This window comes from Variovorax sp. LjRoot290, from assembly GCF_964253985.1.
GTDB lineage: Bacteria > Pseudomonadota > Gammaproteobacteria > Burkholderiales > Burkholderiaceae_C > Variovorax.
Genome location: NZ_CAXURW020000001.1, coordinates 4,903,850 through 4,925,532 on the forward strand (window position 1 = coordinate 4,903,850; position 21,683 = coordinate 4,925,532).

19 protein-coding genes are annotated in these 21,683 nt (G+C 65.7%); 11 read left to right on the plus strand and 8 right to left on the minus strand.

Features of this window, described 5'->3' with window-relative positions; all coding sequences use genetic code 11:
• Window positions 1-909 carry a LysR family transcriptional regulator gene (locus ACSQ9A_RS24275; RefSeq protein WP_093103915.1) on the minus strand — a complete coding sequence of 303 codons (909 nt, stop codon included), beginning with the start codon at window positions 907-909 and terminating at the stop codon, window positions 1-3.
• 111 nt (window positions 910-1,020) lie between these two features.
• On the opposite strand from ACSQ9A_RS24275, the gene ACSQ9A_RS24280 reads away from it, so the two are divergent.
• The 9 genes from ACSQ9A_RS24280 to ACSQ9A_RS24320 all read left to right on the plus strand — a co-directional run bounded on the left by ACSQ9A_RS24280 (window position 1,021) and on the right by ACSQ9A_RS24320 (window position 12,693).
• On the plus strand, window positions 1,021-3,150 hold the full coding sequence (locus ACSQ9A_RS24280; RefSeq protein WP_436305504.1) for a 3-hydroxyacyl-CoA dehydrogenase NAD-binding domain-containing protein: 2,130 nt from the start codon (window positions 1,021-1,023) through the stop codon (window positions 3,148-3,150).
• A 22-nt stretch (window positions 3,151-3,172) separates the two neighbouring features.
• A complete protein-coding gene (locus ACSQ9A_RS24285) occupies window positions 3,173-4,363 on the plus strand; it encodes an acetyl-CoA C-acyltransferase (protein WP_436305505.1) in 1,191 nt (396 codons plus the stop codon).
• Between the two features lie 11 nt (window positions 4,364-4,374).
• Window positions 4,375-5,583 (plus strand): acyl-CoA dehydrogenase family protein, encoded by a 1,209-nt coding sequence (locus ACSQ9A_RS24290; RefSeq protein ID WP_436305506.1) that lies wholly within the window; start codon window positions 4,375-4,377, stop codon window positions 5,581-5,583.
• Between the two features lie 10 nt (window positions 5,584-5,593).
• A complete protein-coding gene (locus tag ACSQ9A_RS24295) occupies window positions 5,594-6,733 on the plus strand; it encodes an acyl-CoA dehydrogenase family protein (protein WP_436305508.1) in 1,140 nt (379 codons plus the stop codon).
• Complete coding sequence (locus ACSQ9A_RS24300) at window positions 6,730-8,643, plus strand: acyl-CoA synthetase (RefSeq protein WP_436305509.1); 1,914 nt, start codon at window positions 6,730-6,732, stop codon at window positions 8,641-8,643. Before ACSQ9A_RS24295 ends, ACSQ9A_RS24300 begins: the two co-directional genes overlap by 4 nt.
• A gap of 39 nt (window positions 8,644-8,682) precedes the next feature.
• Window positions 8,683-9,678, plus strand: coding sequence for a Bug family tripartite tricarboxylate transporter substrate binding protein (locus tag ACSQ9A_RS24305; RefSeq protein ID WP_436305510.1), 996 nt, complete (start codon window positions 8,683-8,685; stop codon window positions 9,676-9,678).
• Between the two features lie 101 nt (window positions 9,679-9,779).
• Window positions 9,780-10,340, plus strand: coding sequence for a TRAP transporter small permease (locus ACSQ9A_RS24310; protein ID WP_093103904.1), 561 nt, complete (start codon window positions 9,780-9,782; stop codon window positions 10,338-10,340).
• The gene (locus tag ACSQ9A_RS24315) at window positions 10,337-11,635 is read left to right on the plus strand and encodes a TRAP transporter large permease (RefSeq protein WP_093103903.1); all 1,299 of its coding nucleotides are present in this window, start codon (window positions 10,337-10,339) and stop codon (window positions 11,633-11,635) included. The genes ACSQ9A_RS24310 and ACSQ9A_RS24315 overlap by 4 nt, the downstream gene beginning before the upstream one ends.
• A 23-nt stretch (window positions 11,636-11,658) precedes the next feature.
• Window positions 11,659-12,693: a DctP family TRAP transporter solute-binding subunit gene (locus ACSQ9A_RS24320; protein WP_093103901.1), complete on the plus strand. Its 1,035-nt coding sequence runs from the start codon at window positions 11,659-11,661 to the stop codon at window positions 12,691-12,693.
• Between the two features lie 263 nt (window positions 12,694-12,956).
• On the opposite strand, the gene ACSQ9A_RS24325 is transcribed toward ACSQ9A_RS24320, so the two are convergent.
• Both ACSQ9A_RS24325 and ACSQ9A_RS24330 read right to left on the minus strand, forming a co-directional pair.
• Window positions 12,957-13,358: a nuclear transport factor 2 family protein gene (locus ACSQ9A_RS24325; protein WP_436297252.1), complete on the minus strand. Its 402-nt coding sequence runs from the start codon at window positions 13,356-13,358 to the stop codon at window positions 12,957-12,959.
• A 15-nt stretch (window positions 13,359-13,373) separates the two neighbouring features.
• Complete coding sequence (locus tag ACSQ9A_RS24330; RefSeq protein WP_436305511.1) at window positions 13,374-13,940, minus strand: hypothetical protein; 567 nt, start codon at window positions 13,938-13,940, stop codon at window positions 13,374-13,376.
• A gap of 248 nt (window positions 13,941-14,188) precedes the next feature.
• Between ACSQ9A_RS24330 and ACSQ9A_RS24335 the strand changes: the two genes are divergently transcribed.
• Both ACSQ9A_RS24335 and ACSQ9A_RS24340 read left to right on the plus strand, forming a co-directional pair.
• A complete protein-coding gene (locus tag ACSQ9A_RS24335; RefSeq protein ID WP_436305512.1) occupies window positions 14,189-15,178 on the plus strand; it encodes a helix-turn-helix domain-containing protein in 990 nt (329 codons plus the stop codon).
• Between the two features lie 519 nt (window positions 15,179-15,697).
• Window positions 15,698-17,257 carry a Fic family protein gene (locus ACSQ9A_RS24340; protein WP_436305513.1) on the plus strand — a complete coding sequence of 520 codons (1,560 nt, stop codon included), beginning with the start codon at window positions 15,698-15,700 and terminating at the stop codon, window positions 17,255-17,257.
• A 90-nt stretch (window positions 17,258-17,347) separates the two neighbouring features.
• Here ACSQ9A_RS24340 and ACSQ9A_RS24345 read toward each other — a convergent pair whose 3' ends face one another.
• From ACSQ9A_RS24345 to ACSQ9A_RS24365, 5 genes are all read right to left on the minus strand, one after another.
• Entirely contained in the window at window positions 17,348-17,725 is a 378-nt protein-coding gene (locus ACSQ9A_RS24345) for an IS1/IS1595 family N-terminal zinc-binding domain-containing protein (RefSeq protein ID WP_436306354.1), read from the minus strand.
• 484 nt (window positions 17,726-18,209) lie between these two features.
• The gene (locus tag ACSQ9A_RS24350; RefSeq protein ID WP_093104165.1) at window positions 18,210-18,947 is read right to left on the minus strand and encodes an amino acid ABC transporter ATP-binding protein; all 738 of its coding nucleotides are present in this window, start codon (window positions 18,945-18,947) and stop codon (window positions 18,210-18,212) included.
• A gap of 24 nt (window positions 18,948-18,971) precedes the next feature.
• Complete coding sequence (locus tag ACSQ9A_RS24355; protein ID WP_436305514.1) at window positions 18,972-19,661, minus strand: amino acid ABC transporter permease; 690 nt, start codon at window positions 19,659-19,661, stop codon at window positions 18,972-18,974.
• Window position 19,662: 1 nt separating this feature from the next.
• A complete protein-coding gene (locus ACSQ9A_RS24360; protein ID WP_436293686.1) occupies window positions 19,663-20,397 on the minus strand; it encodes an amino acid ABC transporter permease in 735 nt (244 codons plus the stop codon).
• A gap of 93 nt (window positions 20,398-20,490) precedes the next feature.
• Entirely contained in the window at window positions 20,491-21,390 is a 900-nt protein-coding gene (locus ACSQ9A_RS24365; protein WP_436305515.1) for an amino acid ABC transporter substrate-binding protein, read from the minus strand.
• Between the last annotated feature and the right edge of the window lie 293 nt (window positions 21,391-21,683).

Genomic DNA, 21,683 nt, shown 5'->3' on the forward strand with positions numbered 1-21,683 from the left:
TCAGCGCGATCCCTCGTCCGGTGTGCCCCGCGCCCGCTCGAGGATGAAATCGATGAAGGTCCGCGTCGCGCGCGTGTGCTGCCGGTTCGGCATGTAGAGCATGAACATCTGCGTGCCGAAGATGCTGAGCCGCCAGTCGTCCAGCGTGGTCAGGACTTCGCCGCGCCGCACGTCCTCCTGCACCACGTAGTCGGGCACCAGCCCGATGCCGAGGCCGGCCAGGATGGCCTGGCGCAGGAACAGGAAGTTCTCGGAGATCAGCGTCGGCTCCAGCAGCACCTCGCGCCGCTCCTCGCCCTGGTAGGCCGAGATGCGCAGTTGCCGGCCGATGACCGCCGCGGTGACCACGGGCGCGGCCGTCAGCTGGTCGAGCTGGGTGGGCAGGCCGTGCTCCTGCGCGTAGGCACGCGAAGCGCAGGCGACATAGCGCACCGGGCCCAGCGCTCGCGCCACCAGATTGAGCGGCGGCTCGGGGATCACGCGGATCGCGATGTCGACCTCGTCGCGCAGCAGGTCCTCGATGCGGTTCTCGAACAGCACGTCGAGCACGATGCCCGGGTACTGGCGCTTGAAATCGATCAGCCAGTCGGACATGACCAGCTGCCCGTAGCCGCTGGGCACGCTGAGCCGCACGCGCCCGACCAGGCCCTGGCCCAGCGCCGACGCCGACTCGCGCGCGGCCTGGAGCTCGCTCTGGATGGCGAGGCCGTGCTGGTAGAGGCGCTGGCCGATCTCGGTGGCTTCGGCGCGCCGCGTGGTGCGCCGCACGAGCTGCGCGCCGACCGAGCGCTCGAGCTGGTTCAGGTGGTAGCTCACGTTGGCGCGGCTCATCTTGAGCCGGCGCGCGGCCTCGCTCAGGTTGCCGGCATCGAGGATCTCGACCAGCAGGGTCAGCGATTGCAAATCCATGATGAGGCGGGCATTGTGTCAAAAATTCTTTGACAGTCTGTCAATCGCCAATGCAATTGTCAAAGCGACGAGCCGGGCCAAGAATGCTGGGTTCACCCGGAGACAAAGACCATGGCCACGACTGACACCCTTCCTGCGTCCGATCCCGTCACCTTCCAGCGCCAGGCCGATGTGCTGGTCGTCACCATCGACAACCCGCCGGTCAACGCCCTGGGCGTGGATGTGCGCCGCGGCTTGGTCGAGGCCATCGACGCCGCCGAGGCCGACGGCGCCGTGGCCGCGGTGCTGGTCGTCGGCGCCGGCCGCAACTTCATCGCCGGCGCCGACATCCGCGAATTCGGCAAGCCACCGCTGCCGCCCTCGCTGCCCGAGGTGTGCAGCCGCATCGAGAACTGCAGCAAGCCGGTGCTGGCCGCGATCCATGGCGCCGCGCTCGGCGGCGGGCTGGAGATCGCACTGGCGGCGCACTACCGCCTGGCCGTGCCTTCCGCCAAGCTGGGCCTGCCGGAGGTGCAGCTCGGGCTGATGCCCGGCTCCGGCGGCACGCAGCGTGCGCCGCGCCTGATCGGCGTGAAAGCCGCACTCGATCTGATGTTGAGCGGCCGCCATGCGGGTGCCAAGGAAGCGTTGGCCCTGGGCCTGGTCGATCGACTGGGCGAAGGTGCCGACGCGCTGGCCGAAGGCCTGGCCTATGCAAAGGAACTGGTCGCGGCCAAGGCGCCGGTGCGCCGCACGCGTGACGCGAACGCGCTGGCCGAGCTAGAGGCGCAACGCGCCGCACTCGAAGCCGCGCGCGACTACACCGCCAAGAAAAGCCGCGGCCTCTTCTCGCCGATGAAGATCGTCGAGGCCACCGAGGCCGCACTCACGCTGCCCTTCGACGAAGGCATGGCGCTGGAGCGCAAGCTCTTCCTGCAGTGCATCGAGAGCCCGCAGCGCGCCGGCCTGATCCATGCCTTCTTCGCCGAACGCGAAGTGCTGAAGGCGCCCGAGACCAAGGCCGCCAAGCCGCGGCCCATCGAATCCTGCGGCATCGTCGGCGGCGGCACCATGGGCGCCGGCATCGCGGTCGCGATGCTCGACGCCGGGCTGCCGGTGACCATGATCGAGCGCGATGAGCAGAGCCTCGCGCGCGGCCGGGCCCATGTCGAAAAGGTCTACGACGGCCTGATCCAGAAGGGCCGCATGACGGCCGAGGCCAAGACCGCGGTGATGGCGCGCTTCTCGGGCTCGACGGCCTACGACGCGCTGGCCAACGTCGACCTCGTGGTCGAAGCCGTGTTCGAAGACATGGCGGTCAAGAAGGCCGTCTTCGCCGAACTCGACCGCGTGTGCAAGAAGGGGGCGGTGCTCGCCACCAACACCTCCTACCTCGACATCGACGAGATCGCGTCCGGCATCTCGCGCCCGGCCGACGTGCTGGGCCTGCATTTCTTCTCGCCGGCCAACATCATGAAGCTGCTGGAGATCGTGGTGCCGGCCCAGGTCAGCGCCGACGTGGTGGCGACCGGCTTCGAGCTGGCGAAGAAGCTGAAGAAGACGCCGGTGCGCGCGGGCGTCTGCGACGGCTTCATCGGCAACCGCATCCTTGCGGTCTATCGCCAGGCGGCCGACCACATGATGGAGGACGGCGCCTCGCCCTACCAGATCGACAAGGCGGTGCGCGACTTCGGCTATCCGATGGGCCCGTTCCAGGTGTCGGACCTGGCCGGCGGCGACATCGGCTGGGCCACGCGCAAGCGCAAGGCCGCCACCCGCGACCCGAAGGCGCGCTACGTGCAGATCGCCGACCGCATCTGCGAGCGCGGCTGGTTCGGCCAGAAGACCGGCCGCGGCTACTACCTCTACCCCGAGGGCGCGCGCACCGGCACGCCGGACCCCGAGGTCGAGGCCATCATCGATGCCGAGCGCCAGCGCGCAGGCGTCGCGCCGCGCAAGTTCAGCGACGAAGAAATCATGCGCCGCTACATGGCCGCGATGGTCAACGAGGGTGCCAACGTCGTGCACCAGCGCATCGCGCTGCGCCCGCTGGACGTCGACGTGACCTTTCTCTACGGCTACGGCTTTCCGCGCCATCGCGGCGGGCCGATGAAGTACGCCGACACGGTGGGCCTCGCCAAGGTGCTGGCCGACATCCGCGAGTTCGCCAAGGAAGACCCGCTGTTCTGGCAGCCTTCGCCGCTCTTGGTGGAGCTGGTCGAGCGCGGCGCCGATTTCGCGAGCCTCAATCAATCCGAGTAAGCCGAACCAGGAGACAAACACCATGCGCGAAGCCGTCATCGTTTCCACCGCCCGCACGCCGCTCACCAAGGCGCACCGCGGCGAGTTCAACATCACGCCCGGCCCCACGCTGGCCGCCTTCGCCGTGCGCGCCGCGGTGGAACGCTCGGGCCTGGACCCGGCGCTGATCGAGGACGCCATCCTCGGCTGCGGCTACCCCGAGGGCACCACCGGCCGCAACGTGGCGCGCCAGAGCATCGTGCGCGCGGGGCTGCCCATCAGCATCGCCGGCACCACGGTCAACCGCTTCTGCGCCTCGGGCCTGCAGGCCATCGCGATGGCCGCGGGCCGCATCGTCGTCGAGGGCGCGCCGGCCATGATCGCGGGCGGCGTGGAGAGCATCTCGCAGATACGCACCCGCAGCGCCACCGACAGCGGTGACAGCGGCATGGACCCGTGGATCGTCGAGCACAAGCCCGCGCTCTACATGGCGATGATCGAGACCGCCGACATCGTCGCCCAACGCTACGGCATCGGCCGCGAGGCGCAGGACCGCTTCTCGGCAGAGAGCCAGCGCAAGACCGAGGAAGCGCAGCTCGCCGGCCGCTACCGCGAGGAAATCGTGGCCTGCACCACCACCATGGCCGTGACCGACAAGGACACCAAGGAAGTGAGCCATCGCGAGGTGACGATCGACGTCGACACCTGCAACCGCCGCGGCACCACCTACGAGGCGCTGGCCAAGCTGCAGCCGGTGATGGGCGCGGACAAGTTCGTCACCGCCGGCAACGCCTCGCAGCTGTCCGACGGCGCCTCGGCCTGCGTGCTGATGGAGGCCAAGGACGCCGAGCGCGCCAACCTCAAGCCGCTGGGCGCCTTCCGCGGCCTCGCGATCGCGGGCTGCGAGCCCGACGAGATGGGCATCGGCCCGGTGTTCGCGGTGCCGAAACTGCTGGCGCGCAACGGCCTGAAGGTCGACGATATCGATCTCTGGGAACTCAACGAGGCCTTTGCTTCGCAGTCCATCTACTGCCAGCAGAAGCTGGGGATTCCGGCCGAGCGGCTCAATGTCGACGGCGGCGCGATCTCCATCGGCCACCCCTTCGGCATGACGGGCGCGCGGCTCACGGGCCATGTGCTGATCGAAGGCAAGCGGCGCGGCGCCAAGTACGCCGTGGTCACGATGTGCATCGCGGGCGGCATGGGCGCTGCCGGGCTGTTCGAAATCTACTGAGGAGCACGGACATGGACCTGAACTTCACCACCGAAGAGCAAGCCTTCCGCGACGAGGTGTGCAGCTTCCTGGCCGAGAAGCTGCCCAAGCGCCTCTCCGACAAGGTCGCGAGCGGCAAGCACTTGGGCAAGGCCGACATGGAGGAATGGCATGCCATCCTCCATGCGCGCGGCTGGCTCGCCAACCACTGGCCCGAGCAGTACGGCGGCCCCGGCTGGACCGCAGTGGAAAAATTCATCTTCGAGAACGAATGCGCGCTGGCCCATGCGCCGCGCATCGTGCCCTTCGGCGTGAACATGCTCGGGCCGGTGCTGATCAAGTACGGCAGCGAGGCACAGAAGCGCCGCTGGCTGCCGCGCATCCTCGACGGCTCCGACTGGTGGTGCCAGGGTTATTCGGAACCCGGCGCGGGCTCCGACCTCGCCTCGGTCAAGACCTCCGCGGTGCGCGGCACCGATGCCCAGGGCGATCACTACATCGTCAACGGCCAGAAGACCTGGACCACGCTGGGCCAGCACGCCAACATGATCTTCTGCCTGGTGCGCACCAACCGCGAGGCCAAGAAGCAGGAAGGCATCAGCTTCCTCCTGATCGACATGAAGACGCCCGGCGTCGAAGTGCGGCCGATCATCACGCTCGAGGGCGAGCACGAGGTCAACGAAGTCTTCTTCTCCGACGTGCGCGTGCCGGCCGAGAACCTGGTGGGCGAGGAGAACAAGGGCTGGACCTGCGCCAAGTACCTCTTGACCTACGAGCGCACCAACATCGCGGGCGTGGGCTTCTCGGTGGCTGCGCTGGAGCAGCTCAAGGCCATCGCCGCGAAGCAGACGAAGAACGGCAAGCCGCTCGCCGAAGACTCGGCCTTCGCCGCGCGCATGGCGCGGGTGGAGATCGACCTCGAGAACATGTTGACCACCAACCTGCGCGTGATCGCGGCCGTGGCCGGCGGCGGCGTGCCGGGCGCCGAGAGCTCGATGCTCAAGATCCGCGGCACCGAGATCCGGCAGGAGATCTCGTCGCTGATCCGGCGCGCGATGGGGCCCTACGCGCGGCCCTTCGTCGCCGAGGCGCTCGAAGAGGGCTTCGACGGCGTACCGATCGGCCCGGACTATGCCGCACCCGCAGCGGCCAAGTACTTCAACAACCGCAAGCTGTCGATCTTCGGCGGCTCGAACGAGATTCAGAAAAACATCATCTCCAAGATGATCCTGGGCCTGTGAGGAAACTGCCATGAACTTCGAACACACCGAAGACCGGCGCATGCTCGCCGACAGCCTGAACCGCTTCATCGCCGAGCAGTACGCCTTCGAGACGCGCGACCGGATCGCGAAGTCGGCCCAGGGCTTCAGCACCGAGATCTGGCAGCAGTTCGCCGAGCTCGGCGTGATCGGCGCACTGTTTCGCGAAGAAGACGGCGGCTTCGGCGGCGGCGGCTTCGACCTGGCCGTGGTCTTCGAGGCGCTGGGCCGCGGCCTGGTGGTCGAGCCCCTGCTCGGCGCGGTCATGGTCGGCGACGCCATCGCAGCCGCCGGTAGCGAGGCGCAGAAGGAAACGCTGGCCGAGATCATCGGCGGCGGCACCATCGCGGCGCTCGCGCACGACGAACCCGGCACGCACTACGAACTGGCGCACGTGCAGACCCGCGCCGACCGCAGCGGCGACCGCTGGCTGCTGAACGGCGCCAAGGCCGTGGTGCCGCAGGGCGAGCAGGCGGATCTGTTCCTGGTCTCGGCCCGCAGCTCGGGCGCGCCGGACGACGAGGCCGGCATCTCGCTGTTCCTGGTGCCCGCGAAGACAAAAGGCGTCTACGTGCGCGGCGCCCCGGCCATCGACGGCGGCCGCGTGGCCGAGGTCGTGCTGGACGGCGTGACGCTCCCCGCCGATGCGTTGCTCGGCGCCGAAGGCCAGGGCCATGCCGTGCTGGAACGCGCCGTCGGGCGTGGCGTGCTGGCCCTGTGCGCCGAAAGCCTGGGCGCGATGGAAGCCGCCAAGACGGCGACGCTGGAGTACCTGCGCACGCGCAAGCAGTTCGGCACGCTCATCGGCAGCTTCCAGGCGCTGCAGCACCGCATGGCGGACCTGCTGCTCGAGATCGAGCAGGCCCGCTCGGCCGTGATCAATGCGGCCGCCGCCATCGACGACACCGACCGCGCCACGCGCGAGCGCGCGCTGTCGGCGGCCAAAGCCAGCATCGGCCGCATCGGCGCGCTGGTGGCCGAGGAAAGCATCCAGATGCACGGCGGCATCGGCATGACCTGGGAGCTGCCGCTGGCCCACTATGCCAAGCGCCTCGTGATGATCGACCACCAGCTGGGCGACGAGGACCATCACCTGCAGCGCTTCATCGCCTTCGGCAGGCAGGCAAGATGAGCACCGCGCCCTTCAGCCCGACGTTCCCCGTCCGCAGCATCGAGGACGTGCGAAGGCTCGAGGAGACGCCGCTTTCCGAGGCGCTGACCGTGCGCAGCACCTACGAGATCTTCCGCAATGCCGCCGCGGCCTTCGGCGACAAGACGGCGCTGACCTTCCTGCGCACGGCCGATCCGGCCGACGAGCCGATCCGCTGGTCCTACGCCGAACTCTTGGCCGGCATCCACCAGGCCGCGAACGTGCTGCACGCGCTTGGCGTCGGGCCGGAGGATGCGGTGGCCGTGCTGCTGCCGGGCTGCCTCGAGTACCACCTGGCCCTGTGGGGCGGAGAAGCGGCCGGCATCGTGCAGCCGCTCAACCCGCTGCTCGCCGACGAGAAGCTGGTCTCGCTGATGACGGCCGGCCGCGCCAAGGTGCTGATCGCCTACGGTTCGGACGAGGAATCGGGCATGTGGTCGAAGGCGATGCGCCTGCGCGGCCAGGTGCCCACGCTCACCACCGTGCTGCGCGTGGCGCCGCACGACGAGCCCGTGGGCAGCGCCGGCGAGCTGCCCGAGGGCGTGGCGGACTTCAACGCGATGTGCGCGCACGTGCCGGCCGACCACCTCGCGAGCGGCCGCGACATCGCGCCTGCCGACATCGCCGCCTACTTCCACACCGGCGGCACCACCGGCGCGCCCAAGCTCGCGCGCCACAGCCATGGCGCGCAGGTCTTCACCGCCTGGGCCAGCGTGAAGCTGCAAGGCCTGAAGAGCAGCGACGTCACCATCAACGGCTATCCGCTGTTCCACGTGGCGGGCGTGCTGCCGGCTTCGCTGTCGGCGCTGTCGGCCGGCGTGGAGGTGATCATTCCGACCACGGCGCTGCTGCGCAACAAGCAGGTACTGGCCAACTACTGGCGGCTGGTGGAGAAGTACCGGCCGACTTCGCTGTCGGCTGTGCCCACGGTGCTGGCGGCACTCGCCAACGTGCCGCTGGACGGCGCCGACATTTCCTCCATCCACTACTGCCGCACCGGCGCCGCCGTGCTGGCGCCCGAACTCGCGGCGCGCTTCGAGCGCCTGTTCGGCCTGCACGTGCATGAAAGCCTGGGCATGACCGAGATGGCCGGCATCTCGACCATCACGCCCCCGGGCGTGATCGGGCCGGCGGGCTGCGTGGGTTTCCGGCTGCCTTATTCGCAACTGCGCATCGTCGCGCTCGACGAGCACGGCAACCCGAGCGATCGCGAACTGCCGGCGGGCGAGCAGGGCATGGTGCTCTTCAAGTCGCCCAACCTGTTCTCGGGCTTCGTCGATCCAGCCGACACGGCCAAGGCCTTCACCGACGACGGCTGGCTCGCCACCGGCGACCTGGGCTGGCTCGACGGCGAGGAGCGGCTCAACCTGAGCGGCCGCTCCAAGGACCTGATCATCCGCAGCGGCCACAACATCGACCCCAAGACCATCGAGGACGCGCTGGGCGCACACCCGGCGGTGCAACTGTGCGCCGCGGTCGGCGCGCCCGATGCCTACGCGGGCGAGCTGCCGGTGGCCTTCGCCACGCTGGTGCCCGGCATGACGGCCAGCGAAGCCGAACTGCTGGCCTTCGCCGCCGCGCGCGTCGACGAAGCGCCGGCCAAGCCGAAGTCGGTGGTCGTGATCGAGCACATGCCGATGACCAACGTCGGCAAGATCTACAAGCCCGAGCTGCGTGCCCTGGCCGCGCGCAAAGTGGCGGAGGCGCTGGTCGGCGAGGCCTGCGCCGCGCTCGGCCTGGCGGCACGGCCCGAGGTGCAGGCCGATGGCGAGAGCGCGCTCAAGGTCGTGATCGATGCGGCCGCGGCCGGGGCGCAGGCCGCGCCGCTGCAGGCGCGGCTTACGGAGGCGCTCGGACGCCTGCCCTTCAAGACGCAGGTCGTCCTGCGATAAGCCCCCCATTCCAAAAAAAAAACCGTACAGGAGACACACATGAACACCCACTCCCTGAACCGCCGCGCCTGGCTCTGCGCCGCGGCCTCGGCCCTCGCGCTGGGCGCGGGCAGCGTTGCGCACGCCCAGGCCTACCCGAACAAGCCGATCAAGATGGTGGTGCCCTTCGCCGCCGGTGGCGGCACCGACGTGCTGGCGCGCGTGATCGGCGAGAAGCTGGCGGCCGGCCTGGGCCAGCCGGTCGTCATCGACAACAAGCCCGGCGCGGCCGGCATCATCGGCACCGACGCGGTCGCCAAGGCGGCGCCCGACGGCTACACCATCGTGATGTCGCTCTCCAACGCGCTGCTCACCAACCAGTTCCTCTACGAGAAGCTGCCCTACCACCCGGAGCGCGACCTGACGCTGGTCTACCAGGTCGCGATGGGCCCGCTGGTGCTGGTGGTGCATCCCGGCGTGCCGGTCAGGACCGCGCCCGAGCTGCTGAAGTACGTGGCCGCCAACAAGGGCAAGCTGGCCTACGGCTCCTACGGCCTGGGCGCCTACCCGCACCTGGCCGGCGCGCACATGAGCCTCACGCAAGACGCCGACATGAACCACGTGGCCTACAAGGGCGAGGCGCCGATGGTGCAGGACCTGATCGGCGGCCAGATCCAGATGGCCTACGCGAGCGCGCTGCAGGCCAAGCCGCACATCGAGGCCGGCAAGCTCAAGGCCATCGGCGTGACCGGCGAACGCCGCTTGAGCACCCTGCCCAACGTGCCCACGCTGGCCGAGCAGGGCCTGAAGGACGAGGCCTATCGCCTGACCGGCTGGCTGGCCGTCGCAGCGCCCGCCGGAACGCCCAAGCCGATCGTGCAGCGGCTCGCCGACGAGATCCGCAAGGCCACGCAGCAGCCGGACGTGCAGCAGAAGGTCGCGGCCATGGGCTTCGAGCTCAAGGACAGCTCGCCCGAAGCTTTTGCCGCGGCCTACAAGGCCGAGCGCCCGGTGTGGGAGCGGCTGATCAAGCAGTCGGGCGCCAAGCTCGAGTGAACGACGAGGACCGGGGCTCAAGGAAAGCCCCGATGGGGCGAGCGGTTATGGATCGTTACGATCTGCGCTGGCCGAATTCCGGCCGCTGACCCGTTCCCCCGATGTCCTCTCCCCCTGAGTCCGGCCCTTTGCTGGACGCCGCCAGTCCCCTACCCCCCGAAATCGAAGCCGCCGACGAGCCCACGCGCGTGCCGCTCGCCATCGAGGACTGGGCCACGGTGATCATCATGGGCCTCCTGGCCTGCATCACCTTCGCCAACGTGCTGGTGCGCTACTTCACCGACTCCTCCTTCGCATGGACCGAGGAGTTCTCGGTCTTCCTCATGATCCTGCTGGCCATGGTCGCGGGCTCGGCCGCCGTCGCGCGCGACCGCCACATCCGCATAGAGTACTTCGCCGAGGGCGGGTCGATGGCAAGGCGTAAGCGGCTCGCGCAGTTCGGCGCGCTGATGGTGGCGCTCTTGTTCTTCCTGATCGCCGCGCTCAGCGTGCGCGTGGTCTGGGACAACTACCGTTTCGAGGAAACCTCGCCCGGCATCGGCGTGCCGCAGTGGTGGTACTCGATCTGGCTGCCGATCGTGTGCTCCGCGATCGCGCTGCGCGCGGTAGGCCTGTTCGTCCGGCGCGGCCGCGAGATGCGCGCCGGGGGCTCGGGCGAATGATCCCGACGCTGCTCTTCGTCGCCTTCATCCTGATGATGCTGGTCGGCGTGCCGATCGGCGCGGCGCTCGGCCTCGCGGGCGCGGTCGCCATCGGGCTCGCCAATGCCGACGCGCAGTGGTTCGGCCTGCTCGCCGTGCCGCAGAACTTCTATGCCGGCCTGGGCAAATACCCGCTGCTCGCGATCCCGATGTTCGTGCTGGTGGGCTCGATCTTCGACCGCTCGGGCGTGGCGCTCAGGCTCGTCAATTTCGCGATCGCGATCGTCGGGCGCGGGCCCGGCATGCTGCCGCTGGTGGCGATCGTGGTGGCGATGTTTCTCGGCGGCATCTCGGGCTCGGGCCCGGCCAACGCGGCGGCCGTGGGCGCGGTGATGATCGGCGCGATGTCGCGCGCGGGCTACCCCAATGCGTACTCGGCCAGCGTGGTCGGCGCGGCTGCGGCCACCGACATCCTGATCCCGCCCTCGGTGGCCTTCATCGTCTACTCGGTGCTGGTGCCGGGCGCCTCGGTGCCGGCGCTGTTCGCCGCCGGCATGGTGCCGGGCGTGCTGGCCGGCATCGCGCTGATCGTCCCGGCCGTGTGGCTGGCGCGCAAGCACAAGATGGGCGCGCTCGAATCCACCCTGCCGCGCCCACCTTTCTGGAAGAGCCTGCGCGATGCGGTCTGGGGCCTGGCGGCGCCGGTGCTCATCCTGGGCGGCATGCGCGCCGGCTGGTTCACGCCCACCGAGGCGGCCGTGGTCGCGGTGTTCTACGGGCTCTTCGTCGGCATGGCGATCCACCGCACGATCAAGGTCCGCGACCTGTTCGTGATCCTGCGTGAATCGGGCGAGCTCTCGGCCGTGATCCTGCTGGTGGTGTCGCTCGCGGGCATCTTCGCCTACTCGCTCTCGACGCTGGGCGTGATCGATCCGGTCACGCGCGCGATCGTGAATTCGGGGCTGGGCGAGTACGGCGTGCTCTCGCTGCTGATCCTGCTCTTGATCACAGTCGGCATGTTCCTCGACGGCGTGTCGATCTTCCTGATTTTCGTGCCGCTCTTGTGGCCGATCGTGCAGTACTACAAGTGGGACCCGGTGTGGTTCGGCGTCATCCTCACGCTCAAGGTGGCGCTGGGTCAGTTCACGCCGCCGCTGGCGGTGAACCTGATGGTCTCGTGCCGCATCGCCGGCGTGCGCATGGAAGAGACCGTGCGCTGGGTCGGCTGGATGCTCGTTGCGATGTTCCTCGTGATGGTGGCGGTGATTGCCTGGCCCGAATTGGCGCTGTGGTTGCCCCGAAAACTAGGTTATTAGATTTTTCCAAAGGAGACTGACCCATGAAATTCCGTCGTTCCCTGCTCGGCCTGATGGCCGTCGCCGCCGCGCTCGGCGGCTTCTCGGCGGCCGCGCCCGCGCAGACCTACAAGCCCGAATACAAGATGTCGCTCGTGGTCGGCACCGCCTTCCCTTGGGGCAAGGGCGGAGAGATCTGGGCCAATCTGGTTCGCGAGCGGACCCAGGGGCGCATCAACATCAAGCTCTATCCCGGCGTCTCGCTGATCCAGGGCGACCAGACGCGCGAATTCAGCGCGCTGCGACAGGGCGTGATCGACATGGCCATCGGCTCGACCATCAATTGGTCGCCGCAGGTCAAGCAGCTCAACCTGTTCTCGCTGCCCTTCCTGATGCCCGACTACGCGGCGGTGGATGCGCTGACTCAGGGCCAGGTGGGCAAGGAGATCTTCGCGACACTCGAGAAGGCCGGCGTGGTGCCGCTGGCCTGGGGCGAGAACGGCTACCGCGAGATCACGAACTCCAAGCGGCCCATCAAGACGCCGGAAGATCTGAAGGGCCTGAAGATCCGCGTGGTGGGCTCGCCGCTCTTCGTCGACACCTTCACCGCGCTGGGCGCCAATCCCACGCAGATGAGCTGGGCCGACGCGCAGCCCGCCTTCGCCAGCGGCGCGGTCGACGGGCAGGAAAACCCGATGTCGATCTTCACCGCGGCCAAGCTGCACACCGTGGGCCAGAAGAACGTGACGATGTGGGGCTACGTGGCCGATCCGCTGGTCTTCGTGGTCAACAAGGAGATCTGGAATTCGTGGACGCCGGCCGACCAGGCGATCGTGCGCCAGGCGGCGATCGACGCCGGCAAGCAAGAGATCGTCATCGCGCGCAAGGGACTCGCCGAGGCCGACCAGCCCCTGCTCAAGGACATCGCCGCGCTCGGCGTGACGGTCACCAAGCTATCCCCGGCCGAGCGCGAAGCCTTTGTGAAGGCGACACGGCCGGTGTATGCGAAGTGGAAGCCGACGATCGGCAACGATCTGGTGGCGAAGGCAGAGCAGGCGATTGCCAGTCGGAAGAAGTAGGGCTCACATGCAATAAAAAAGCCCCGCGATGCGGCTAGGGGTTGGCTTAAAGTGTTGACGCTGAAGCCCTAAACGCCAACGATCTCCGAGTCACTTGCTGCCCGGGGATCGTTTCTTTTGTGCGCGACCCGTAGGTCCGCAATGAAGCAAGGGCGAACAGCCGGTTAGGGCCCAAACCGGCAGGTCGCATCGCTGGATTCGTGGCCAGAAAGCCGTCGCCCGCGCCGGGTGGGTTGTCGGCGCGGCGTCAGTGCTTCCGGTTCTCACGCAAGGAACTCGTCGCCGAACATCGGCAGCCCGCTCTTCGATTCGGCCCGAGTCGCCTCGTCCTGCAGCACATCCCAGTGCTCGGCCAGAACTCCGTCGGCGATGCGCAGGATGTCCACCCCGATCCAGTTCACCGGACGGTGTTCACCCCAGAAACGGCCGTGGATCATCACGTGGTCGCCCTCGGCCATGATCAGGCCCGGCTCGTAGCGCAGCGACGCCGGCAGGCTCTTGATCAGGTTGAAAAGCCCGTCGCGGCCCGGCGAAATGTGAGCACTGTGCTGGATGTAGTTCGGCGACCAGTAGCGTTCGGCCTTCGCGTAGTCGCGCTGGTTGAACAATGCGTCGAAGGCCTCGAGGACCAGAGCTTTGTTTCTCGCTTCGATGGACAGACTCACTTTCGTTCTCCAGACCTACTTGCGCGCAAGCGGGATCTGCAGGTTCGTCGGCCGGTTCTCTTCCTTGTCGAACCCACGACCGTCCACGTTGCGCGCGCCCCAGAACAGCATGTCGTGGCTCAGGTAGACCAGATCGAATTCCATGAAGTTCTTCCCTTCGGTCAACCCGAACGGGGGAAACGCCTTGCCGAACACACTTTGCGTGTCGTTGACTTGCCACTTTCCGTAGCCAGTGGCGGCCACCTGATTCAGCAGATCGGCAAACCCCTGGATCAGCGGCGCGACCTCGTATCCCTCGTCAGCGACGAAGTCCACCTTTTGCGCCCCTGGAGCGATCGAGTGAGGGCCGCGCCAGATCATGTGACCCCGGATGGCGATTCGGGCGATGGGCACCGCACCGTTCGGGTCTGCCGAATTGACGATGTTCAGCTCGAATCGATCCCCGGCCAAGTACTTGAATTCACGCTTCAGATAGAACGGCTTCAGCGTGCCGTCGGGATTCTTGCTGGCGCTCGGGCGGACCTCCGGGGCGATGCTGGCCCAATCACCGACGAGGGCCTCCTTGATCTGTTCCACGTTCATGACGGTCTGTCCTTCGGGTTTGCGGGAGGGCGATTCGGTCGATGACGCACAGGCTGCGAGAGTCAACGCCAGCACGAGCGCCAAGAGGCGCGAAATGCGTCGTGTCCACATCTGGAAAGAGTCCTCGCCTGAGAAGGTGCGCAAATTATGAAGCGCGAGCGCCCTGCTCCGTTAGCCCAAATCGGCAAAGCGACACAGCGTGCCAGCCTAGGCTATTCTTCGATTGCAGCGCCGCCACCGAACACCGCATGACACTCAAACTGGACGTATTCGACGACTTCCACGTGCATGGCGCCTCGGCGCCGGAGTGGAATCAACGCTATCTGCAGGTATCGCCGGGGGCCATGCACAGTTCGCTCGCCGAGGTGACGACGGACAGCATCCATGTCTTTCGCAAGTGGATGAGTGAGCGGGTGATTCAACAGGGCTGTCTACCCAACGGCAAGATCTGCTTCGCGATCCCACTTGGGAAGTTCGCTGGAACGCCCCGAATGCAAGGGCACGAAATGCACGAGGACAGCGTCGTCGTTCTTCGCGGCGGCGACGAGTTCACGCTACAACGGCCGAAAGGGATGGAGCTGATGGCGGTGACGTTCGAGCTCGACGAATTTCGTCGCCTGTCTGACGAACGGCCGTGGGCACCGGGCGCCCGGGCTCTACTGTCCCGCTCCGTGCTGCGAGCCCCGGGTCGCGCGATGCAGCGATTGCGGTACGACCTTCTTTCGTTGTTCGATGAGACGTCGACAACCGATCCATGCAAGTCGGAAGCGATCAACGACCAGTCAGTGTCCCGAGGCGTGTTCGAAGCGCTTTGCGAACTGTTCGATGGTGCCGCCGACGCGAGGCAGCCCGTCGGGAGCGCTTCGGCCAGTTTCATCGTCGCGCAATGCCATTGGATGGTGGCAGGCAGCGGGGATTCCCCACCTAGCGTAGAGGAACTGTGCCTGCGCCTTCGCACGAGCCGGCGCACCTTGCAGAACAGCTTCAGGCAGGTCGCCGACGCGACGCCTGTGCACTATCTGCGCTGCGTGAGGCTGAACGCCGTGCGTCGGCAGTTGATGTCGACACGAGCGGTGGACCTGAACATTGCGCAGGCGGCCGCAGACAGAGGATTCAACCATCTGAGCCACTTTGCTCAACGGTACAAGGCGCTGTTCGGAGAATTGCCGTCACAGACGATGCGAGGCCGCACCTGCGCCAGCTCGCAGGACGGCGGCGGGCAAAGCTACAAGGCGTGAGCGGCCTGCACCGGACGGCGGGGTTGGCTGCGTACCGCCATCCCAGTACGGCTCACCGTCGACCTCGATGGAGCGGTGAATCCAGGGTGGGCAGTCCGCTCAAACCGCCACGTCATTCCCATTCACACCCGCACCCGATTCCGATCCAAACGGGCACCACGTTCGTTTGATTCGCCTGGTTCGCTTGCAAGCTGACAGTCGCGGCCGACCGTTCATCGCCGCCTTCAGGCATCCGGCAGAGGTTCCCGTGCGGACTTCGGTTGCTCGCTCGCCAGCGCTGAACGTGGCGAACTACGCGGAGGGGTTTCAGGGCCGCTTGCAGGGCGGCGCCGCTCAGAAGGCCGAAGGGGGAAGTGTCTGTCATTTCTGGAACGCTGGCCTTGTAGATTGTTTTCTGGTTGATGGCCAAAAAGTAGATATCACACCAACAAATGTAGACGAATTTGGTAGAATGGCCCGTGAAGTAGATGGTTTTTCAACCCACCTAGACAAATCCGGACCTAGACGCTGCTCGAGTAGATGAATTCGCTTGCCGAACCCGCCACTAGTAGCCCGCGCGTCGCGCCGGTCTACCTGGGCTACGAAGCCCTCATTCGGCGCTATCAACTGCAGGTGCCGCCGCTACGCACGGTGAGCGTAGGCGTGGACCGTGCTGTCGAGCGCCATATCATCGCAGCAGACGGAGACGAGCGCGTCGAATTGCCTCTTCCACGACTGACCGACACCAACAGCTTGGTGGGCCAACTGACCTTCGCACTCAAGCGCGAGCGACTGAACCTCACCGTGTTGGGCGCCCTCTTCGAGCACAGGGAGACTTTAGAGGGTGTGCAGGCTTGGCTAGAGGACAAGCCCTCGTCGAAGTACGCCCGAATGGCGGGACATTTGGCCCAGTGGTTGACGGGACACGAATTTGCATACAAGTTGCCGCCGGGCACCCCACGCGTGCCTGTGCTCGACCCAAAGGAGTACATCACCGGCCCAGCCGTGCCGGACACCAAGTTTGGCGTGACGCACAACCTGGTGGGAGGCCGCTTCTTCAGCCCTCTGATTCGGCGTACTGAAAGGCTCGACGCGCTACTCGCTGAGGACCTCGGCGCAAAGGTGGCGAACGCCCTGAGCAACCTCGAGCCGGAAATGTTGGCACGAGCCGTGGACTTCCTGTACCTATCGGAGACGCGCTCGACCTACAACATCGAGGACGAAATTCCCGACAACAATCGCTCGGCCAAGTTCCGACGCCTGCTGGAACAGGCCGGCGAGCCCGGCGCGCTCAGCGAAGAGCAGCTGGTGCAATGGCAGTCACAGATTGTTGGCCCCTTGTCCATTGAAGCGTCTTATCGCAATAGTCAGAACTGGCTTTCGCGCCCCGGAGGACGCCTGCGGAACATCGCTGACTTCATACCTCCGCCGCCGACGCTCGTGGACTCGATGATGGACTCAGTGGCCGAGGTCGCTGCGTTGGCCGCGGGGCGGGGCCTTCATCCGGTACTGGCTGCTGCTTGTTCCTCGTTCGGCCTGGTCTACGTGCATCCGTTTCTAGATGGCAATGGGCGGCTACATCGTTTCTTGCTGCACCATGTGCTGCGACAGGCCGGCTTCACGCCTGCCGGTGTGGTACTGCCACTGTCTGCGCGCATGCTCAAGGACTTGCCTCGCTACTCCGCCCTGCTCAAGAGCTACTCGCGGCCGCGCACGGAGCTTCTCGACTACCTGCTGGATGCAGAAAGCGCCACCATCTTGGTACGGTCTCCGCAACCAGCATGGCTGTACGCCTACTTCGACGCCACCGAGATGTGCGAGTTCATCCTCGAGTGTGTGAAGCTATGCGTCGAAGAGGACCTGCTGGACGAGGTGGCCTACCTTCGCGCCCATGACCTTACCGTGCGCGAGTTGGGAAACTGGCTCGACATGCGCCAGTCGCAGCTCAACACACTCATCGACGTTATCGTCCAAGGACACGGCAAGTTGTCCACGAACAAGCGCAAGCTGGCTGAAGGACTGAGCGATGCCGAGGTCGAACGCATGGAGGCGACCGTCAACAGCCGCTTTGCAGAGTACTTCGAACGGCACGCGCCCTGAGCGGGCAACGATATTGCCTCGATTGGGCTCGGGCGTCGAACGACCGGTGTTGGCGGCGACTGTAGCCTTTCAAAGCTGTCTGCCCGCGCGTTATGCACCGCTGGTGTAGCTCGGCACCCACAGTCCAGCCATGCGAGCCGCCGACCACCGGCCACAGGTGGCTCTAAGCTTGATGGCGCCGCGCGGGGCTGCTTTCAGAGTGAGGCCTTCCTTGAAAGTACAGCACCTCCTCAAGCTGAATAGGCCCATCAACATCATGAACACGTCGCGGTTCTTGTGAGTCTTTCGCTGCCTTATTAGGAGCGGGTTGCCTCCGTCTGTGAACGTCTTTCCGCAGGAATTGCAACGCCATCTGGCCGTGCCAAAGCGAGTCTTTCCGAAGCGGGCGTAGTGACCGGGTTCACCAATGGCTTTGCCGTCGTTCTCGCACTTCTCATTCGGGCACGACGCAGCGGTACGACCAAGAATGTGCGAGCTGAGCCGATGTAGCGATGTAGCTCCTCGACCACAGCTTGGTTGCTACGAATTGGCATGTGCGCCTTGCAGAGCGCATTTCATCAAAGTGGAGTCGTTGGCACCGTGGCGCGCGTAGTCGCCAGGGTTCGGATCGGCCTCAGGTGCGCGTCGCCTTTGATCGGGCGACTCGGCGACGCCAAAGGAGCCACACCTGATCGTCTTGCAGAAGTTGACTTGGATGCCATCAACGGCATCGGGAAACCGAAAACCTGACGGAGAAATCTTGTCCAGAAAAAACCCTCCGAGCCCGAATGGGCAGGGAGGGCAGTCAACGAAACCAAGCCGTCGGGATCAACACTTTAAGCCAACGGCTAAACCGATGCGGGGCTTTTTTGTTCGTGGGGTGCCGCCGATCCGGCTTCGCCGGTCGGCTGGCGCCGCCCCTGGTAAGGGGTTGGCGCGCGCGACACGAAGTGCGCGAAGCCTGGGGGCGAGCCTAATGCGCCAGGATCTTGTTCAGGAAGTCCTTGGTCCGCGGTTGACGGTTCTCCGGATGGCTGAAGAACTCGTCCTTCGAGCAGTCCTCGAGGATGCGGCCGCCGACGTCGATGAAGATCACCCGGTTGGCCACCTTGCGCGCAAAGCCCATCTCGTGGGTGACCACCATCATGGTCATGCCTTCCTTGGCCAGCGCCACCATCACGTCCAGCACTTCGCCGACCATCTCGGGGTCGAGCGCCGAGGTCGGCTCGTCGAACAGCATCACCATCGGGTCCATGCTCAGCGCGCGGGCGATCGCCACGCGCTGCTGCTGGCCGCCGGAGAGCTGGCCAGGGTACTTGTCCTTGTGCGCCATCAGGCCCACGCGGTCGAGCATCTTCAAGCCGCGGGTCTTGGCCTCGTCGGCGCTGCGGCCCAGCACCTTGATCTGCGCGATCGTGAGGTTCTCAGTCACCGAAAGATGCGGGAACAGCTCGAAGTGCTGGAACACCATGCCGACCTTGGAGCGCAGCTTCGGCAGGTTGGTCTTCGGGTCATGCAGCGGGATGCCATTGACCGTGATCTCGCCCTTCTGGAAGGGCTCGAGCGCATTCACCGTCTTGATGAGCGTGGACTTGCCGGAACCCGAGGGCCCGCACACCACCACCACGTCGCCCTTGGCGATGTCGACCGAGCAGTCCTGGAGCACCTGCACCGGGCCATACCACTTGGAAACGTTCTTGATTTCGATCATTTTGTCGGACATCTTTTTTCTCCTTCAGCGGATGATGGCGATTTTCTTGTGCAGGCGTTTGACGAGCCAGGACAAGGCATAACACATGATGAAGTACACGACCGCCGCGAGCAGGTAAGCCTCGATCGGACGGCCGAAGTTCTTGCCCGCGGTCTCGAAGCCCTTGAGCATGTCGTAGGCGCCGATGGCGTAGACCAGCGAGGTGTCCTGGAACAGGATGATGGTCTGCGTGAGCAGCACCGGCAGCATGTTGCGGAAGGCCTGCGGCAGCACCACCAGCTTCATGTTTTGGCCGTAGGTCATGCCCACCGCCTGGCCCGCGTAGACCTGGCCGCGCGGGATCGACTGGATGCCCGCGCGCATGATCTCGCTGAAGTAGGCGGCCTCGAACGCGATGAAGGTGATCACGGCCGAGATCTCGGAGCGGTAGTTGCTGCCCACCGAGCCGAAGGAGGCGTAGAACGAGCCCGGCACCAGCAGGAAGAACCACAGGATCACCATCACCAGCGGAATGCTGCGCATGCCGTTGACGTAGACGGCGGCGGGCGCATCGAGCCACTTCTTGCCCGACAGCCGCATCAACGCCAGGATGGTGCCGAAGATCACGCCGCCGATGGTGGCGATGATGGTCAGCATGATGCTGAAGTAGAAGCCCTTGACGACGAAGTTGCTGATGACGTCCCAGTTGTAGAAGGACAGGTCGAGATTCATCATGTCAGTGTCCTCCGCCGCCGGCGTTGGCCGAGACGATGAAGCCCGGCACGCGGGTCTTCTTCTCGATGTACGCCATCAGCCGGTTGATCGCGAAGGCCGAGATCACATACAGCCCCGTGACGGCCAGGTAGACCTCGATGCCGCGCGAGGTTTCTTCCTGCGCCTGCATCGCGAACATGGTGAGTTCGGCCACCGACACCGCGAAAGCCACCGACGAGTTCTTGAAGATGTTCATCGTCTCGCTCGTGAGCGGCGGAATGATGATGCGGTAGGCCATCGGCAGGATCACGTAGCGGTAGTACTGTGGCGTGGTGAAGCCCACCGCCATGCCCGCGTAGCGCTGGCCCTTGGGCAGCGCCTGGATGCCGGAGCGCACCTGCTCGGCGATCCGCGCCGAGGTGAAGAAGCCCAGCGCGAGCACCACCAGGATGAAGCTGGGCACATCCTTCAAGACCGGAATCATGGCCGGTATGACGTGGTACCAGAGGAAGATCTGCACCAGGAGCGGAATGTTGCGAAAGAGCTCGACCCACGCGTTGCCGAAGCGGATCAGCCAGGGGCTGTCGGGCAAAGTGCGGATGATGCCGATCAGCGAGCCCAGCACGAGCGCGACGATCAATGCCAAGAGGGCCACGGACACGGTCCAGCCCCAGGCCGACAGCATCCATTCCCAGTACGTCGGGTACTTCCCCCCGGGGTCTTGCAAGAAGACCTGCCAATCCCAGTTCGATCCCATCGGGACTCTCCTTCTCTACCTGATTGTTATGTTGGGCGTTAAAACAAACGCCCGCCGGGTGCGGCGGGCGTTGCGCGGCGACGGGCGCGGGATTTACTTCTTCACCGCGTAGTCTTCCATCGGCTTGTCGTTCGGATTCGCCCACGCGTTCTTGGTGGCGTCCGACAAGGCCAGGCCGATCTTGACGTTCGATGGCGGAATCGGCTGCAGGAACCACTTGTCCCAGAGCTTGTTGAGCTCGCCCGACTTGATCTGCGCCTTGATGCTGTCGTCGACCGCCTTCTTGAATGCCGGGTCGTCCTTGCGGATCATGATCGCGATCGGCTCGACGCTCAGCACTTCGCCGACGATCTTGAAGTCGGCCGGCGTCTTCGCCTTGGCGATGTTGGAGGCGAGGATCGAGCCATCCATCACGAAGGCATCGGCGCGGCCCGATTCGAGCAGAAGGAAGCTGTCGGAGTGGTCCTTGCCGTAGAGCTCCTTGAAGTCGACGCCGGTGGCGCGCTCGTTCTTGCGCAGCGTCTGGACCGAGGTGGTGCCGGTGGTGGTGGCGACGGTCTTGCCGTTCAGGTCGGCGATCTTGGTGATGCCCGAGGTGGCCTTGACGGCGATGCGCACTTCCTCGACGTAGGTGGTGACGGCGAAAGCGACGTCCTTCTGGCGCGTGGCATTGTTGGTAGTGGAGCCGCACTCGAGGTCGACGGTGCCGTTCTGCACCAGGGGAATGCGGTTCTGCGAGGTCACGGGCTGGTACTTGGTTTCCAGCTTCTTGCCGACAGCCTTCTCGAGGTCCTTGATGATGTTGGCGCAGATGTCGTAGTGGAAGCCGGTGTACTGGCCGCCGCCCAGCGTGTAGGAAAGTCCGGAAGATTCGCGCACCCCTTCGGTGATGCTGCCGGCGGCCTTGATCTTCGCCAGGGTGTCATTGGCTTGCGCGAAAGCGCCGCCGGCGGCCAACGCCATCACTGCCATTGCCAATACTTGCTTCTTCATTTGGAAAACTCCTGTGTGACTGAGAGAGATACGCCGAAATTCTAGACACTCGCATTCTGCGGGGTACCCGGGCCAACCCGGTGCGCCCTGCACCGATGACGGACACGCCGAGTGTGGCAGGAGTACCGCACTGGTGCGCCGCATCGCATTCGTCTTGAGCGCATTCGACTAAGCAGCCTTTGTGCCCGAAGGCACGGCTAAAAAAAAGCACGCGCGTGGGCGTGCGTCAAAACCGTGTGCGACAGCAAAACTTGGGGCCAGACTGTAGGGCCGGCATCGCGCGCAGGCAAATG

Coding starts and splice junctions, on each gene's coding strand:
- ACSQ9A_RS24275 (WP_093103915.1), bottom strand. CDS start 909: ATGGATTTGCAATCGCTGACCCTGCTGGTCGAGATCCTCGATGCCGGC.
- ACSQ9A_RS24315 (WP_093103903.1), top strand. CDS start 10,337: ATGATCCCGACGCTGCTCTTCGTCGCCTTCATCCTGATGATGCTGGTC.
- ACSQ9A_RS24360 (WP_436293686.1), bottom strand. CDS start 20,397: ATGGGATCGAACTGGGATTGGCAGGTCTTCTTGCAAGACCCCGGGGGG.
- ACSQ9A_RS24290 (WP_436305506.1), top strand. CDS start 4,375: ATGGACCTGAACTTCACCACCGAAGAGCAAGCCTTCCGCGACGAGGTG.
- ACSQ9A_RS24350 (WP_093104165.1), bottom strand. CDS start 18,947: ATGATCGAAATCAAGAACGTTTCCAAGTGGTATGGCCCGGTGCAGGTG.
- ACSQ9A_RS24335 (WP_436305512.1), top strand. CDS start 14,189: ATGACACTCAAACTGGACGTATTCGACGACTTCCACGTGCATGGCGCC.
- ACSQ9A_RS24330 (WP_436305511.1), bottom strand. CDS start 13,940: ATGAACGTGGAACAGATCAAGGAGGCCCTCGTCGGTGATTGGGCCAGC.
- ACSQ9A_RS24365 (WP_436305515.1), bottom strand. CDS start 21,390: ATGAAGAAGCAAGTATTGGCAATGGCAGTGATGGCGTTGGCCGCCGGC.
- ACSQ9A_RS24355 (WP_436305514.1), bottom strand. CDS start 19,661: ATGATGAATCTCGACCTGTCCTTCTACAACTGGGACGTCATCAGCAAC.
- ACSQ9A_RS24295 (WP_436305508.1), top strand. CDS start 5,594: ATGAACTTCGAACACACCGAAGACCGGCGCATGCTCGCCGACAGCCTG.
- ACSQ9A_RS24340 (WP_436305513.1), top strand. CDS start 15,698: ATGAATTCGCTTGCCGAACCCGCCACTAGTAGCCCGCGCGTCGCGCCG.
- ACSQ9A_RS24280 (WP_436305504.1), top strand. CDS start 1,021: ATGGCCACGACTGACACCCTTCCTGCGTCCGATCCCGTCACCTTCCAG.
- ACSQ9A_RS24300 (WP_436305509.1), top strand. CDS start 6,730: ATGAGCACCGCGCCCTTCAGCCCGACGTTCCCCGTCCGCAGCATCGAG.
- ACSQ9A_RS24305 (WP_436305510.1), top strand. CDS start 8,683: ATGAACACCCACTCCCTGAACCGCCGCGCCTGGCTCTGCGCCGCGGCC.
- ACSQ9A_RS24310 (WP_093103904.1), top strand. CDS start 9,780: ATGTCCTCTCCCCCTGAGTCCGGCCCTTTGCTGGACGCCGCCAGTCCC.
- ACSQ9A_RS24285 (WP_436305505.1), top strand. CDS start 3,173: ATGCGCGAAGCCGTCATCGTTTCCACCGCCCGCACGCCGCTCACCAAG.
- ACSQ9A_RS24320 (WP_093103901.1), top strand. CDS start 11,659: ATGAAATTCCGTCGTTCCCTGCTCGGCCTGATGGCCGTCGCCGCCGCG.